This window comes from Stenotrophomonas sp. 71799_Sma, from assembly GCF_056482505.1.
Map to the genome: position 1 here is coordinate 2,163,503 of NZ_CM151202.1, position 15,939 is coordinate 2,179,441.

Here is a 15,939-nt window from a genome sequence, read left to right on the forward strand (position 1 = left end):
TCAGAATTCCTGCCAGTCTCCGTCGGCCAGTTCGGTGGCCATGGGGCGACCACCGGCGGTGCGGCGGGCCGGCGGGGCGACCGGGGCCGGTGCGGCCGGTGCGGCAGCACGCGGGACCGGGGCAGCGGCGATGCGCGGGGCAACCACGGTCTCGGCTTCATCCACCACGAAGATCGACACGGCCTCGCTGAGGTGACCGGCCTGTTCTTCCATTGCGCGTGCGGCGGCGGTGGCTTCTTCCACCAGCGCGGCGTTCTGCTGGGTGGTTTCGTCCATCTGCACCACGGTCTGGTTGACCTGCTCGATGCCAGCACTCTGTTCCTGCGAAGCCGCAGAGATCTCGGCCATGATGTCAGTCACGCGCTGCACCGAGGCGACGATCTCGCCCATGGTGGCGCCGGCCTTGTGCACCAGTGCCGAGCCGTCGTTGACCTTGCCGACCGAATCATCGATCAGGCCCTTGATCTCCTTGGCCGCGGCGGCCGAGCGCTGGGCGAGGGTACGCACTTCGCTGGCGACCACGGCAAAGCCACGGCCCTGTTCGCCGGCGCGTGCGGCTTCCACCGCGGCGTTCAGCGCCAGGATGTTGGTCTGGAAGGCGATCCCGTCGATGACCGAAATGATCTCCGAGATCTTCTTCGACGAAGCCTGGATGGCCGACATGGTGGTGACCACCTGGCCGACCACTTCACCGCCCTGCGAGGCCACGCCGTGCGCGCCGATGGCGAGCTGGTTGGCCTGGCGGGCATGCTCGGCGTTCTGGCGCACGGTGGAGGTCAGCTCCTCCATCGAGGCGGCGGTTTCTTCCAGGTTGGCGGCCTGCTGCTCGGTGCGGCGCGACAGGTCACTGTTGCCCGAGGCGATCTCGCCGGCGGCCGAGCTGATCGCGCGGCTGGACTGCTTGATGCGGGTGACGATCTCGCTCAGCTGCGCGGCGGTCGCGTTGGCGTCGTCTCGCATACGGGCGAACACGCCCTGGTAGTCGCCGTGCATGCGCACGGTCAGGTCACCCTGCGACAGTGCGGCAAGCAGCCCGGAGATCTGTTCGATGCTGCCGGCGTTGGCATCCAGCAGGCCGTTGATCTGCTGGGCCAGCTGCAGGAAGAAGCCTTCCTTGTCGGTGGCATCGATGCGGCCGGACAGGTCGCCAGCGGCGGCCTGGGCGATCACGCGGGCCACTTCGGCTTCCACCTGCGCTTCCTGGGTGCGGTCGCGCCATTCCACCACGTAGCCGACGGTGTCGCCGCCTTCATTGCGGATGGTGGAAACCACCTGGGCGAACTGGGCATCGCCGTACTGCATCGGGCGACGGGCGACGCCGTGTGCCTTCAGGTTGCCCAGCAGGGTCTGGTCCATCTCGCCGCGATGCTCCAGCACGGTGACCGGCTTGCCGATCAGCGAGGCCTGCGCGTCGAAGTCCGGCAGGTCGCGGCGCACGTCGTCCTGGTACTGGCTCAGGGTCTGTTGCAGGGCGCGATTGGTGTAGACGATGGTATTGCTGGTGTCGGTCAGGTACACGCCGGTGGAGCTGTAGTCCAGCGCGGTGCGGATGCGCAGGTTCTCGCGGGCGATGGCCTGGTCGGTTTCGGTGCGCTCGCGCAGGTCGCGCTGCATGCGCTGCATCGCCTGCATCAGTTCGCCCACTTCGTCCTGGCGGCTGACGTCGATGTGGCCATCGAGCTTGCCGCCGGCCACATCGTTGGCAACCGAGACGGCGCCGCGCACGCTGCCGACCAGGGCACGGGCAAACAGCCAGACCAGCACCAGGCCGAGTGCGGCGCCGCCCAGCAGGGCGATCACGGTCAGCACGGCCGAGGCGGAGTAGGTGGATTCGGCCTCTTCGCGCGAGGCGCGGGCGAGGCGGTTGTCTTCGGCGATCAGCGCTTCCAGCGCCGAAGCGGCCTTGCGGTGCTTGGTGCGGGTCTCGCCGACGAAGGTATCGATGGCGTCGTCCGGCAGGTCCAGTTCCAGCATCTCGGTGACGCTGTCATAGGAGGCCAGGGCATCCTTCCACTCCTTGGCGAAGGTGTCGAACAGCTTCTTCTGCTGTGCGTTGTCGACCAGCTTCGGATAGTCCTTGATCGACTTGTCCATGCTGGTACGCAGCTCGACGGTCTGCTTGCGTGCATCAGCCTTGACGTCGTCACTGGCGCGGATCAGCTGCTGATAGGCGGCGTTGCGGTATTCACCCAGCATGCCGCGCATCTCGCCGGCCATGCGGATGCTCTCCATGCGAGAACCCGCCAGCTCGGTGGTGACGTTGTTCAGCGAGTGCAGGCCGCGATAGGCGACGATACCCTGCAGCAGCATCACCAGCAGGAGGACACCGAAGGTCAGCAGCAGCTTCGGCATCAGTTTCAGGTTGTTGATCCACGGCATGGGCGTTGCGAGCTCCTAAGGCAGACGCGCCCGGGCATCGGGCCCGGTTGCAGCAGAAACCACGCCGGCACCAGGTCCGGCGTGGTTCGACGGACAGCGGATTACTTGATGTTTGCCAGCTTCAGGCCGGCCGGCGAGCTGACTTCGATTTCGGCGCGCGAGGCGTCGCGCTGGATCTTGCCGATCACGCAGACGGTCTTGCCTTCCAGGGTTTCCAGCGGGAAGGAGAACTTGCCGCGGTTCTCGCCAGCGATGCGGGCCGAGAAGGTGTGGCGCGGGAAGGCGCCGCCCATGTACAGGAAGGTCGGCTGGCCTTCGGAACCTTCTGCATAGCGGGCCTTCTCGACCTTGCCGCAGACCATGCCGTCCTTGCCGACCGAGCGCGGTGCCAGTTCCGGCGGGATCATGTCGGCCGACTGGGCGAACGCGGCGGAAGCAGTGGTGGCCAGGACAGCGGCCGAAACGAACGCAAGCAGGGACTTCATCGAGGTGTATCTCCGGGGATGGTGATGGTCGTTCCGGTTCTGCGCGCTCCTGCGCGACCGGCTTCTGTCCCCCTATCGGCACTGCCGGAGGGAACTGAAGGGGTTTGTGACCAGAACGTGAAGCAGGTCCGTTCGATCAGGCAGCGGCGTCTTCAACGACGCTGGCCTGGCCCATGTCGGCGCTGTCCAGCAGAGTCTCGATGTCGAGCAGGATCAGCATGCGGTCGTCCTGCGTGCCGATGCCGGAGATGAAGCGGGTATCGACGGCGGCGCCGAATTCAGGGGTCGGGCGGATCTGCTCGGCCGACAGCGGGATCACGTCCGAGACGCTGTCGACGACGATGCCGACCACGCGGTCATCGACGTTCAGCACGATCATCACGGTGAAGGCGTCGTAGCGGGCATCGTCCAGGCGCAGCTTCAGGCGCAGGTCGATCACCGGAACGATGGTGCCGCGCAGGTTGATCACGCCCTTGATGTAGTCCGGTGCATCCGGGACCCGGGTCACCGCGTCATAGCCGCGGATTTCCTGGACCTTGAGGATGTCCACGCCGTAGTGCTCGGCACCGAGGGTGAAGCTGAGGAATTCGCCACCGGCGCTGGCGGCGGAGCTGGTCTTGTCGTTCATCGAGGGGTCCTGGTTCTGCCGGAAGTCCCGGTGTCAGGCTCGATATCGGCCCCTCGTCGGGGGACTTTAGGTGCCGGGGAAGACATCCACGCATGGCGTGGATCTACCGGGGAAGATGGGGGCATCCACGCATGGCGTGGATCTACACGGGAAGCGCTAGTGCCGGGCGCTGGCCGGCAACCTGGCAACAATGTGGATGCGGCCATTGCCGGCCAGCGGCCGGCACTACCGGTCGGGAGGCCTTACAGCTCGCCGTTGCGGCGCGCCTTGCGCTGGCGGTCGATGCGGAAGATGTAGCGCTGGATGGCACTGTCGGCGCCACGCGGCAGGATGTCGAAGCGCATGCCCACGCGCTTGATCTCGATGCCATTGGGTTGGCGCTGCGGCAGCAGGTTGCAGACGACCAGCTCGATCTCCAGGTCGGGGCCGTCGGGCAGCGACAGCATCGCCGGGTAGCGCTTCTGCAGGCTGAACACCGCGCAGTCGGTAGGCACGGCCACCGCCAGGCCGCCGCCACTGATGTCCACCACCCGCATCGACAGCGCTTCGGCACGGCTCTCGCCGGCGGGGATCAGCAGCTGGGGTGAATCGGTGACTGGCGTCTCCAGCCGGTACATCTCACGTCGCTGCAGATGGACCAGTTCGTCCGGCAGAGGGGCACGGAAGGCGACGTGGCCGTCGTTGTCCACACGTTGCAGTGCCTGCAGACGGAACCGCACCAGCACGCGTTCGAGCTGGGCAAAGCACAGCAGATGGTCGGCCTGTTCGGCGGCGCGGTTGGACGCCTCCTGCGGGCTGCCATCGAGCAGCAGGGTGTCGTCGTCCTCGTCGAGCTCAAGCAGCGCGGTCGGGAACGAGCGGTCGCGGCCGTCGATATGCGCATTGATCAGTGATCGCTGGTCGATCAACGATCGCAGCAGCTGCCGCAGCTGGCGCGGATTACGGACCAGGAAACGTTCGTCAGCGGCATCAGCCGCGTGGACATCATGCACTGCAGTGTCGTTGCCGTCGGACATGGAATCTACGGTCAGGGGCGGGCGCCAGCACGCGTTGGCGCGAGGCTCGATGGGGATATCGGCCACTGTGCCCGATTATGAAGTGAGAATTGCATCACTTTCCATGCGTCAGGGGTCGGATCCCTTTCCCGAAGGAAAGGGATCCGACCCCGGGTACATCAGAACTCCTGCCAGTCGCCGTCTGCGGCCAGCGCCGGCTGGGCCGTCGCCGTGCGCAGCGTACGCGCCGGGACCGGCTTTGCGGCCGGTGCGGCGGCTGCGACCTGGCGCGGCACCGGTGCCGCCAGCGGGCGTGCCGGGATGGCCGTCGTGCCCTGTGATGCCAGCCGGAAGCGGGCCACGGCTTCACCCAGCTGCACGGCCTGGTCTTCCATTGCACGTGCGGCAGCGGTGGCTTCTTCCACCAGCGCAGCATTCTGCTGGGTGGTCTCGTCCATCTGCACCACGGTCTGGTTGACCTGCTCGATGCCGGCACTCTGTTCCTGCGACGCTGCGGAGATCTCGGCCATGATGTCGGTCACGCGCTGCACCGAGGCGACGATCTCGCCCATGGTGCTGCCGGCCTGGTGCACCAGGCTGGAACCTTCGGCGACCTTGCCGACGGAGTCGTCGATCAGGCCCTTGATCTCCTTGGCGGCCGCAGCCGAGCGCTGGGCGAGGGTGCGCACTTCGCTGGCGACCACGGCGAAGCCACGGCCCTGTTCACCTGCGCGGGCAGCTTCCACTGCAGCATTCAACGCCAGGATGTTGGTCTGGAAGGCGATTCCGTCGATGACCGAGATGATCTCAGCGATCTTCTTCGACGAGGCTTCGATGGCCGACATGGTGGTGACCACCTGGCCGACCACTTCACCGCCCTGCGAGGCGACGCCATGTGCGCCGATGGCGAGCTGGTTGGCCTGGCGGGCGTGCTCGGCGTTCTGGCGCACGGTGGAGGTCAGTTCCTCCATCGACGCGGCGGTTTCTTCCAGATTGGCGGCCTGCTGCTCGGTACGGCGCGATAGATCACTGTTGCCCGACGCGATCTCGCCAGCGGCGAGGGTGATGCTGGACGCGCTGGCCTGGATCTGGCCGACGATCTGCGTCAGCTGCGCGACGGTGGTGTTGGCGTCGTCACGCATGCGTGCGAACACGCCGTTGAACTGGCCGTCCATGCGCGCGGTCAGGTCGCCGGCGGCGATCGACTGCAGCAGCTGCGAGAGCTGGCCGAGGTTGCCGTCGGCCACCTGCATCATGCTGTTGAGCTGCTCGATCATCACGCGGAAATCGTGATCGAAACGCTGCGCATCACCGCGCTGGCTGAAGTCGCCGGCGGCAGCCGCCGAGGCCAGCTGCTGGATCTGCGTGTTGATGGCCAGCAGGCTGGCCTTGGCCGCATCCATCGACTCGTGCAGGATCGCGCGGCTGCCGGGCAGGCGGCGTGCGTCCGGGGTGAGGTTGCCGGTGGCGTACTGGTTGAGCACGTCGATGGCATCGCGGATCGCGTCGAGATGTTCGAAGATGACCGTGTTGATGCCGCTGGCCAGCTGCCCGTAGACGCCCGGGAAGTCTTCCGGAATGCGATGGCTGATGTCCGGACCGGCGTGCATCTGCGCCATCAGCTGGGTCTGCTCGGAGAAGCGGCGCAGCATCGCGGTCATTTCGGTGGTGGCGGCCAGCATCTTGCCGGCTTCGTCCTTGCTGGTGGCCTGGGTGCTGACGCTGAGATCGCCACGGGCAACGGCCTGGATCGCGTGCACGGCCTTGCCGAGCGGGCCGGTGACGGCGCGCGAGATGACCGTTGCCAGCGCGGCTGCCACCAGCGACAGCAGCACGATGCAGCCGATGATGGCGATCATGCTGGCGCGGTGGGTGGCATTTGCATCGGCGATCTTGGCATCCATCAGGCCGGCGATATGGGTGCCGAGGGTCTTCATCGCAGCGAACAGGTCACGGCGGGCCGGGCGCGACTGTTCGTCGGAGATCTGCCGCGCCAAGGTGCCGTCGCCTGCCGCGACGGCTTCGCGCATGGCCTTGTTGGCAGCGAAGTAGCGGTCCAGCTGCACGTTTGCCGCAGCGTACAGCTCGCGCTCCTTGGCCAGGGCTGGCAGTGCCGAGTAGGCGGCCAGTTCGTCATGTACGGCCTTGGCGGTGTCGTCCATGCGCTTGTAGTAGTCGGCCACCTTGTCAGGTTGGTCGAGCATGCTCAACAGAGCCAGCTCGTAGGTGCGGAACTCGCCGAGTTGCGAGCGCGCCTCGCCGAGATGCTGCACCGAGGGAATATCGTTGCTGGCCATCTCGCCCAGTTGCTTGTTGGCCTCGTTGAGCCGCAGCAGTGCGAATGCGCCGAGGACGAGGGTCATCAAGGTGGTGAGGGTGAACCCCACGGCCAGCTTGCGGGCGATGGGCAGATCGTGGAACCACTTCATGCAGGGTGCTCCAGGTGGGCAGGGCGCCGGCGTCGTTGCGTCGGCTGGGGGTGGTTGCAGAGCGAACGGTGGTGCCCGGTGGGGGTTCGGTGACGGCCGTCAAAGCGAAATAGCGGCGCAGTTCGGATGGACTTTATGGACGCAGATCACATTCGGTTGCGTAGGGATGACGTCGCGAAAGTGGTGCCATGAAAGGGCTTTCGCTTGAACGGCAAGGTTGCGCCCGAAACCTTCGTGCAGACGGAGTTCACGGTATGCCTGGCGAAGCGGGCGCGGTCAGATCGTGGCCGTGCGCGCAAACGAAAACCGCCGCCCCGAAGGGCGGCGGCTCAGTGCACGCATTCAACGTGGATCAGGCGGCCTGCGGCATCCGCAGCGAACGCACCAGACCGCCGATGTCGACGATCAGGGCCACGCGGCCATCGCCAAGGATGGTGGCACCGGATACCCCGCCGATGCGGCGGTAGTTGTTCTCGATGTTCTTCACCACCACCTGCTGCTGACCGACCAGCTCGTCCACTTCCAGCGCAATCTTCTGGCCATCACCTTCAACCACCACCACCAGCGATTCGCTGCCCGGTGCGCGGTTGCCGTAGCCGTAGTACTCGCTCAGCGACAGGATCGGCAGATACTCGCCACGCACGCGCAGCACGCGGCCTTCGCCGGCCATGCTGCGGATGTCCTCGGCCTGCGGCTGCAGGGCCTCAAGCACATAAGCCAGCGGCAGGATCAGGGTTTCACCGGCCACCGCCACCGTCATGCCATCGAGAATGGCCAGGGTCAGCGGCAGGCGGATCAGCGTGCGGGTGCCAGCGCCGAGGCTGCTTTCGATCTGGACCTCGCCCCCCAGCGCCTGGATGTTGCGGCGGACCACGTCCATGCCGACGCCACGGCCGGACAGGTCGGTGACTGCATCGGCGGTGGAGAAACCCGGCTGGAAAATCAGGTCCCAGACCTGCGAATCGGTCGGGTTGTCCGGCACCGCCAGGCCGCGTTCGGTGGCCTTGGCCAGGATCTTGGCGCGGTCCAGGCCGCGGCCGTCGTCGCTGACTTCGATGACGATATGGCCGCCCTGATGCGAGGCTGCCAGGGTGATCGTGCCGGTCTCGTCCTTGCCCGCACCGCGACGTACGTCGGGCATTTCCAGACCGTGGTCGATCGAGTTGCGCACCAGGTGCACCAGCGGATCGGCGATCTTTTCGATCAGGCCCTTGTCCAGTTCGGTGCCTTCGCCGACGGTGCGCAGGCGGACCTGCTTGCCGAGGCGGCTGGACAGGTCGCGGACCAGGCGCGGGAAGCGGCGGAACACCGCATCGACCGGCAGCATGCGCACGCCGATCACCGCTTCCTGCAGGTCGCGGGTGTTGCGTTCAAGCTGGTCCAGGCCGGCGAACAGGCTCTCGGCGTGGACCGGGTCCAGCGCGTGCGAGACCTGCTTGAGCATGGCCTGGGTGATGACCAGTTCGCCGACCAGGTTGATCAGCGCATCGACCTTGTCGACGCTGACCCGGATCGAGGTTTCGGCTTCCTGGCCGCCAACGCTGCTGGCAGCGGCGGCGGGTGCCGCCGGTACAACGGCAGCCGGTGTGGAAGGGGCGGGTGTGGCAGGTGCCTCGGTGGCCAGGCTCGGCGGCGCAGCCGGACGGATGTCCAGTTCGCAGTCGTCCAGCACCCAGGCGAAGGTGTCTTCGATCTTGCTGCGCGGCACCTTGCCGACCAGGCCGAGATCCCACGCCAGGTGGGCCTCCAGCGGGTCGAGCTGGGCGAAGCCGGGCAGGCGTTCCATGCGCGCGGCGACCTGCAGCGAACCGAGATGTTCCAGTTCGCGGATGATGCGCAGCGGGTCGTTGCCGCTCATGAACAGCGATGGCGCCGGGGTGAAACCGATCTGCCAGGCTTCCGGCGTATCGTCCACCTTGGCTGCGGCGGCCGCGGGGGCGCTCGCTGCGGCCTCCCCGGAAAGAACCGCCTCCAGGCGCGCCTTCACCGCAGCAACTGCGGCGGGATCGGCGGCTTGGCCGTGTTCGGCTTCGCGCAGCAGGGCGCGCAGCACGTCCACCGAGGACAGCATGGCGTCGACGGCGTGGCCTTCCAGCGCCCGCTTGCCGGCACGCAGCTCATCGAGCAGCGTTTCCAGCACATGGGTCAGGCCGGCGATCGCATCGAAGCCGAAGGTGCCGGCGCCGCCCTTGATCGAGTGGGCGGCGCGGAACACCGAATTGATGATCTCCGCGTCCTGCTGCCCCGATTCCAGGGCCAGCAGGCCAGCCTCCATCGCGTCGAGGCCTTCGCGGCTCTCCTCGAAGAAGGTGGCGTGGAAGCGTTGCAGGTCCATGCTCATGGCAGTGGTGGTCCGGAAGCGAAGAGGGGGAGCGGTGGCGGGCGATCAGCCCAGCACTTTCTGCACGGTGGCGACCAGCTGTTCCGGATTGAACGGCTTGACCAGCCAGCCGGTGGCACCGGCGGCCTTGCCTTCGGACTTCTTGTCGGCGGCCGATTCGGTGGTCAGCATCAGCAGCGGCGTGAACTTGTAGTCCGGCAGCTGGCGCAGTTCGCGGATCAGCGCGATGCCGTCCATGTTCGGCATGTTGACGTCGGTGACTACCGCATTGAAGCGCTGGCCCTTGGCGCGACCGAGCGCGACCGCGCCGTCTTCAGCTTCTTCGACGGCAAAACCGGCCGAGGTGAGGGCGAAGGACACCATCTGGCGCATTGACGCCGAATCGTCCACCACCAAGATACGTGCGCTCATGCAGCGTTCTCCACAGATTTCAGGTTGTCATGGGTTACGTCCAGGCCCAGGGCCTGGGTGACGCCCAGCAGGCGCGCGGCGTCACGGAAGGTTGCAGTGCAACCGTGGAAGCCGGTGCCGAGGCCTGCCTCGCGGCGGGCCTGCACGAACGCACACAGCACCTGCACGGCGGCTGTGTGGATGCGGGCGACCTGGCTGGCATCCAGGGTCAGCTCGCCTGCCTGCGCCACCAGCGGGGCGAGGCGGTTCTTGAGCTCGGTGGTGCTCTCGATGCCGAGATCCCCACCCAGTTCGACAGTGCTCATCGTTGCTCCGGACAAACGGTTCCGTGATCCATAACGGCACCCCGGCGGGGTTCTTTAGGGGAATCGACGCGGTGCGTCGATGCGGTCGCTGTTGAAAAGGGGACGGAGGGGATTAAGTCGCAACTGGCTCGGCGCTTTGCGCCGATGCGGTGCCTGTCGGGGACGCAAGGCGTTGATCCGTTGGATCAACACCTTACGTCCCCACTGCGTGGTCGCCGTTGCCGAGGGTGGCTGCGGAAGAGCCTGGTCGATTGCGACTTAATCCCCTCCGTCCCCTTTTTTTCCGCTCAACTCAGCAACCGGGTGGCATCCAGCAGGATCATCGGGCGCTGGCTGACCCGGGCGACGCCACGGAACAGGTCGTTGGAGATCTGGCAGATGCGCGCGGTATCGGGCGGTTCGATCTGCGAATCGGTGAGGTTGGCGACATCTTCCACTGCCGACACGCGCAGGCCGATGGTCTCGCCGTCTTCCTCCAGCACCACGATGCGGGTCTGTGAGTCGTCTTCGGCGGCTGCGGCGCCCAGGTGCAGGCCGAGGTCCATCACCGGTACCACCTGGCCACGCAGGTTCATGATGCCCAGCATGGCCGGCGCAGTGCCGCGCAAGGGCAGCAGCGGCACTGGCAGCACCACTTCCTGCACTTTCAGCAGTTCCAGTGCATAGGCCTGGGTGCCGCAGCGCAGGCGCAGCCAGCGCGAGGTGCGCTCGCCGGCGCGTCGGTTCTGTGGATGCGGGCTGCTGGCGGGCCGATGTGCCTGTGCCTGCAGCTCCTGCCAGCTGCTCGGGCGGTTGCCTGCTGGCGCGTCCACGGCCACGCGCGGGGGCGGCGCGGCATCGGTGCGTGCAACTGGAGCGGGTGCTGCGACCACGGCCGCTGGTGGCGCAGGAACGTCCTCGCCGCCGGCTGCGGCCTCGAACGCGGCCTCCAGGCCGGGGCTGTCGGTGTGGGCGAGTCGATGGCTGTCGGCCGGATCGGTCTCGTAGATCACTTCGTCCGGCAGGTCGTCCCATGTAGGTTCCGGGCCGGACTTGGCGGTGGCGGGAGCAGTGGCCGTTTCGTGGATCACCTCGTCAGGCAGGTCATCCCAGGTCGGTTCGCGCGCGGGGGCGGCGACAGGCATTGCGGCGGCCTCGAAGGCGGCCTCCAGTGCTGCGTCGTCCTCTGCCGCGGCAGCAGCAACAGTCTCCGTTTCGTAGATCACTTCGGCGGGCAGATCGTCCCAAGTGGGCTCGCGCTCAGCCGTTGCGGCCGCCTCGAAGGCGGCTTCGAGTGCGGCGTTGTCGACGGCAGGCGCAGCGGCGACGGTCTCGGTTTCGTAGATCACCTCGGCCGGCAGGTCATCCCAGGTCGGCTCGCGTTCGGCGTCGGCTGCAATTGCTGGGCACGCTTCGTCGCTCGCCGGCGGCGGTGCAGCCGGTGGTGCCACGGCGATCGCTTCGCCCAGCAGTTCGTCCAGGTAGTCGTCCAGTACACCGGTGCTGTTCATGCGGCCTGCTCCAGGGCACGGGCGTCCTCGCCGAGGATCCAGTTCAGCGCGCGGCGATAGGCGGCCAGGCCGCGGCCCGGGTAATCCTCACCAACGCTCGGCAGGGTCAGGCCGGCGGCGTTGCTGATGCGGGTGTCGATCGGAATCGCGTCTTCCCACACACGGGTGCCGTGACGATCCTGCATCGTGCGCAGCGACTCGTTGCCGGCGCGGGTGCGGCGATCGAACAGGGTCGGCAGGATCGAGATCGGCAACGGGCGGCGGCGCGAACGTTCGACCATCTCGCCGGTGCGGACCATGCCATCCAGGCCATGCAGGGCCAGCGGCTCGGCCTGGGTGGGGATGATCAGGCGATCGGCTGCGGCCAGCGCATTGATCATCAACAGGCCGAGGGTGGGCGCGCAGTCCAGCAGGATGTAGTCGTGCTGGCCCTGGTGGCGCGCAAGCGCATTCTGCAGCGCCAGGCCAAGGCCAGGCTGGTTGGCGCTGCGGCGTTCCAGCGTGGCCAGCGCGGACTGTGCGCAGACATAGTCCAGGCCATGGATGCTGCTGGCATGGCACAGGCTGGAAAGATCGGCGGGCGGGGCGCCGAACAGCTCCAGCACGCCAGCCGGCGGCGGGTCTACCGGTACGCCGAACGCGCGGCTGAGCGAGGCATGCGGATCGAGGTCGATCAGCAGCACGCGATGGCCAAGTGCGGCCAGTCCGCGGCCGAGGGCGAGGGTGGTGGTGGTCTTGCCGACTCCGCCCTTCTGGTTGGCGACTGCCCAGATGCGCATCGGATTACTCCTTCATTGCCGGGGGAACGGCGGCGCCGACGCGGCTGCCAGCCGGCACCGGCGGCAACTTCACCGGTGCGATGGGGGAGGTGGGGGCGGTAGCCGGAGTTGCCGCGGCTTGTTCGGTATCGGTGTTCCGGGTGGCGCCGGTGGCTGCGTTCAGGCGCTGGCCGAGCGGGTCCACCGAGTGCGAGGTGTCGGCCAGGATGATGACCATCACCCGGCGGTTGCGGTTGCGGCCCTGCGCGCTGTCGTTCTCTTCGCGCGGGCGGAACTGGCCGTAGCCGACCATCGCCAGCCGCGACGGCTGCACGCCCTGGTCGGCGAACAGGTGCACCACGCTGGCCGCGCGCCCGGCCGACAGTTCCCAGTTCGACGGGAAGGTGGCGGTGGCGATCGGTACGTTGTCGGTGTGGCCTTCCACGCGCACGCTGTTGGGTACGTCGCGCAGGACCTCGGCCAGGCTGGCCAGGGTCTGCCGCGCATGCACGTCCAGCGCCGCCGAGCCGGTGGGGAACAGGATGTCGCTGTTGATCTCGACTTCGATCCACAGCTCGGTGCGGCGCACGCTGATCATGCCGCGGTCGATCAGCGGCGCCAGTGCGGCGGTCAGGCGGTCGGCGATGCTGTTGAGCTGGCGCTCGGCGCGCGCGATCTGCTCCTGGTTGTGCACCGAAACAGGCATACGCATCTGCGAGGCCATCGACGGCAGCAGGGTCGGGTCGTGCGACGGCGCAGGCGCCGAGGGCCCGATCTTGGTGCCGGACTTGATCACCGAGGGGCTGTCCCAGCCGCCACCCTGCACCTGCTTGTTGCCGACCTGTACCGGATTGATCGTGCGCGGCGCGCCCCCGAAGGCATCGGTCAGCGCGTCGGCCATGATCCGGTACTTGCCTTCGTTCACCGAGGAAATCGCGTACATGACCACGAAGAAGGCGAGCAGCAGCGTCATCAGGTCGGCATAGGGGATCGCCCATGCTTCGTGGTTGGCGTGCTCTTCGTGGTGCTTGCGGCGGGCCATGTCAGTGCAGGAAGCCGGAGAGGTTGGTTTCGATGTTGCGCGGGTTTTCGCCCTGGGCGATCGAGATCAGGCCTTCAATGACCATTTCGCGGTCGCGGGTGTTGTGCGAGATCACACTCTTGAGCTTGGCGGCCACCGGCAGGAACAGCAGGTTGGCCGAGGCGATGCCGTAGATGGTGGCGGTGAACGCTGCGGCGATGCCGTGGCCGAGCTTGCTCGGGTCGGCCAGGTTCTTCATCACCGCGATCAGGCCAAGCACGGCACCGATGATGCCCAGCGTCGGTGCATAGATGCCCATCGCTTCGAAGACCTTGGCACCGGCCTGGTCCTGGTGTTCCTGGCTGCCCAGTTCGATTTCCAGCATGTGCCGCATCGATTCGGGTTCGACGCCGTCCACCAGCAGCTGCAGGCCCTTGCGCAGGAACGGGTCCTGCTGTGCTTCCACCTGCGATTCCAGGCCCAGCAGGCCCTGGCGGCGGGCGATGTTGCTCCACTCGACGATCTGCTGGATCAGTTCGCGGCGATCGCTGTGCGGCGGGCGCACGACCCAGCGCACGATCTTGAAGGCATGCTTGAACACCGCCGGCGAGGTGTGCAGCAGGATCGCGGCGACGGTGCCGACGATGACGATCACGAACGCCGCAGGCGACCACAACGACGCCAGGCCGGCGCCCTTGAGGATGCTGCCGCCGACCAGCGAGGCCAGGGCGAGAAAGAGTCCAATGAGGCTGAGTCTATCCATGGTTCCGGTATCGGCGTGTATGAATGGGACTTGAGACACCGGTAGATCGCGTACAGACGGTGGTCACAGTTTTCGGGGCGCCGGGCATGGCCCGGTGGGGTTCATCGCAGCCCGTCCACGTCCAGGATCAGCGCCATGCGACCATCGCCGATCAAGGTTGCACCGGCATAACCGCGCAGGCCGCGCAGCGCTTTCGGCAGCGGCTTGATGACCACTTCCTCACGCCCGCGTACCTGGTCCACGACCAGCCCGAAGCGCGCTTCGCCAGCCTGCAGCACCACGATGGTCAGCAGCGGCGAGGCGGCCGGCGTCACATCCAGCCACTGGCGCAGATCGACCAGCGGCAGCGTGTGCGAGCGGCGGTCGAGCACGGCACGGCCATCGAACCAGCCCAGCGAGGTGCGCGGCGCGTGCAGCACTTCCATCACGCGGGCCAGCGGCAGCGCATAGACGTCCTCGCCGGCCTGCACCAGCAGGGTCGGCAGGATCGCCAGGGTCAGCGGCACGCGGATCAGGAAGCGGCTGCCACGGCCCAGTTCCGACTGGATCTGGATCTGGCCGCTCAGTTCGCGGATGCGTGACTGCACCACGTCCATGCCGACGCCACGACCGGAGATGTCGGTGACCTGCTGCTTGGTCGAGAAGCCGGGCAGGAACACCAGGTGCAGGCACTCCTCGCTGCTCAGGCGCGCGGCGGCTTCCGGATCGATCAGGCCCTTCTCGCGCGCCTTGGCACGCAGCTTTTCCGGGTCGATGCCGGCGCCATCGTCCTGCACCTCGATGCTGACGTAGTCGCCTTCCTGCTGTGCGGACAGGCGCACATGGCCCATCCGTGGCTTGCCCTGTGCCTCGCGCAGGTCGGGCATTTCCACGCCATGGTCGATGGCGTTGCGGACCAGGTGCACCAGCGGGTCGGCCAGCGCTTCGACCAGGTTGCGGTCGAGCTCGGTCTCGGCGCCGATCAGTTCCAGGTCCACTTCCTTCTTCAGCGAGCGGGCGACGTCGCGGGCAACCTTGGGGAAGCGCGAGAACACCTTGCCCACCGGCTGCATGCGGGTGCGCATCACCGCCGACTGCAGGCGGGCGGTGGCGATATCCAGAGTGGACACGGCCCGGTCCAGCTCTTCATCGCGCAGGCGTGCACGCAGGGTCTTGAGCCGATTGCGTGACAGCACCAGTTCGCCGATCAGGTTGACGATCGCGTCCAGGCGCTTGGTGTCCACGCGCACGGTATGTTCGGCCTCGGCCAGCGGCTTGGCGGCCGGCTTCGCCACCGGTGCCGGTGCGGCGACCGGGCGCGGCGCTGCGATCGGTGCCGGTGCCACCACGGCCGCAGGCTTGGCGCCGGGTGCCGCGCCACCGTGCAGCTGGTCGAGCAGGGCTTCGAACTCGTCTTCGCTGATCAGTCCGTCGTCGGCCTTCTTCGCTGGCGCGACCGCGGTCGGCGCGTTGCCACCATGCAGTTGGTCGAGCAGAGCCTCGAATTCGTCGTCGGTGATCAGGTCGCTGCCACCCGCGGTGGGTGCTGCTGCGGCGGCGGGTGCAGCCACGGCACCGCCGTGCACGTCGAACTGTGCGATCAGGTCCGGCGGCGCATAGCCCGGCTCGGTGCCGGAGGAAACCGCGTCCAGCATCGACTGCAGGTAGTCCAGCGATTGCTGGGCCGCGTCGAAGTGGTGGGCCTGCAGCACGGCCTGGCCGGCACGTGCGGCGCCCAGCGCCTCTTCAGCGGCATGGCACAGCTCGACCATGGCGGTGACGCCGAGGAAGCCGGCGCCGCCCTTGAGCGTGTGGTAGCCGCGGAACACCGCGTTGAGCTGGTCGCTGTCCTGCGGTGCCTGCTCCAGCGACACCAGCTGTTCGCCGAGGCGATCCAGGATCTCCTGCGCCTCGATGATGAAATCGGCAGTGATGTCGTCGGATACCGCGCTCAT

The 15,939-nt window shown here is 67.3% G+C and carries 13 protein-coding genes; all 13 read right to left on the bottom strand.

Going from position 1 to position 15,939, the window contains the following annotated elements; translation table 11 throughout:
- The 13 genes from ACZK4Z_RS10030 to ACZK4Z_RS10090 all read right to left on the bottom strand — a co-directional run bounded on the left by ACZK4Z_RS10030 (position 1) and on the right by ACZK4Z_RS10090 (position 15,939).
- Positions 1 to 2,379: a methyl-accepting chemotaxis protein gene (locus tag ACZK4Z_RS10030; RefSeq protein ID WP_125895427.1), complete on the bottom strand. Its 2,379-nt coding sequence runs from the start codon at positions 2,377 to 2,379 to the stop codon at positions 1 to 3.
- Positions 2,380 to 2,480: 101 nt separating this feature from the next.
- Complete coding sequence (locus tag ACZK4Z_RS10035) at positions 2,481 to 2,864, bottom strand: hypothetical protein (RefSeq protein ID WP_010482470.1); 384 nt, start codon at positions 2,862 to 2,864, stop codon at positions 2,481 to 2,483.
- A gap of 136 nt (positions 2,865 to 3,000) precedes the next feature.
- Positions 3,001 to 3,492, bottom strand: a complete 492-nt coding sequence (locus tag ACZK4Z_RS10040; protein WP_049401162.1) for a chemotaxis protein CheW — start codon at positions 3,490 to 3,492, stop codon at positions 3,001 to 3,003.
- 242 nt (positions 3,493 to 3,734) lie between these two features.
- Positions 3,735 to 4,508 (bottom strand): flagellar brake protein, encoded by a 774-nt coding sequence (locus ACZK4Z_RS10045; protein WP_032129226.1) that lies wholly within the window; start codon positions 4,506 to 4,508, stop codon positions 3,735 to 3,737.
- 158 nt (positions 4,509 to 4,666) lie between these two features.
- A complete protein-coding gene (locus ACZK4Z_RS10050) occupies positions 4,667 to 6,916 on the bottom strand; it encodes a methyl-accepting chemotaxis protein (protein ID WP_125895426.1) in 2,250 nt (749 codons plus the stop codon).
- Between the two features lie 352 nt (positions 6,917 to 7,268).
- On the bottom strand, positions 7,269 to 9,257 hold the full coding sequence (locus tag ACZK4Z_RS10055; RefSeq protein ID WP_293796982.1) for a chemotaxis protein CheA: 1,989 nt from the start codon (positions 9,255 to 9,257) through the stop codon (positions 7,269 to 7,271).
- A 45-nt stretch (positions 9,258 to 9,302) separates the two neighbouring features.
- Positions 9,303 to 9,668 carry a response regulator gene (locus ACZK4Z_RS10060; RefSeq protein WP_005409521.1) on the bottom strand — a complete coding sequence of 122 codons (366 nt, stop codon included), beginning with the start codon at positions 9,666 to 9,668 and terminating at the stop codon, positions 9,303 to 9,305.
- Entirely contained in the window at positions 9,665 to 9,973 is a 309-nt protein-coding gene (locus tag ACZK4Z_RS10065; RefSeq protein WP_014037092.1) for an STAS domain-containing protein, read from the bottom strand. Before ACZK4Z_RS10065 ends, ACZK4Z_RS10060 begins: the two co-directional genes overlap by 4 nt.
- Positions 9,974 to 10,260: 287 nt before the next feature.
- Positions 10,261 to 11,463, bottom strand: coding sequence for a chemotaxis protein CheW (locus tag ACZK4Z_RS10070; RefSeq protein WP_125895424.1), 1,203 nt, complete (start codon positions 11,461 to 11,463; stop codon positions 10,261 to 10,263).
- Entirely contained in the window at positions 11,460 to 12,242 is a 783-nt protein-coding gene (locus ACZK4Z_RS10075) for a ParA family protein (RefSeq protein ID WP_005413243.1), read from the bottom strand. Before ACZK4Z_RS10075 ends, ACZK4Z_RS10070 begins: the two co-directional genes overlap by 4 nt.
- A gap of 4 nt (positions 12,243 to 12,246) precedes the next feature.
- Positions 12,247 to 13,263, bottom strand: a complete 1,017-nt coding sequence (gene motD / locus ACZK4Z_RS10080) for a flagellar motor protein MotD (RefSeq protein ID WP_032129222.1) — start codon at positions 13,261 to 13,263, stop codon at positions 12,247 to 12,249.
- Between the two features lies 1 nt (position 13,264).
- Entirely contained in the window at positions 13,265 to 14,005 is a 741-nt protein-coding gene (locus tag ACZK4Z_RS10085) for a flagellar motor protein (protein WP_010482457.1), read from the bottom strand.
- 101 nt (positions 14,006 to 14,106) lie between these two features.
- Complete coding sequence (locus ACZK4Z_RS10090) at positions 14,107 to 15,939, bottom strand: chemotaxis protein CheA (RefSeq protein ID WP_125895423.1); 1,833 nt, start codon at positions 15,937 to 15,939, stop codon at positions 14,107 to 14,109.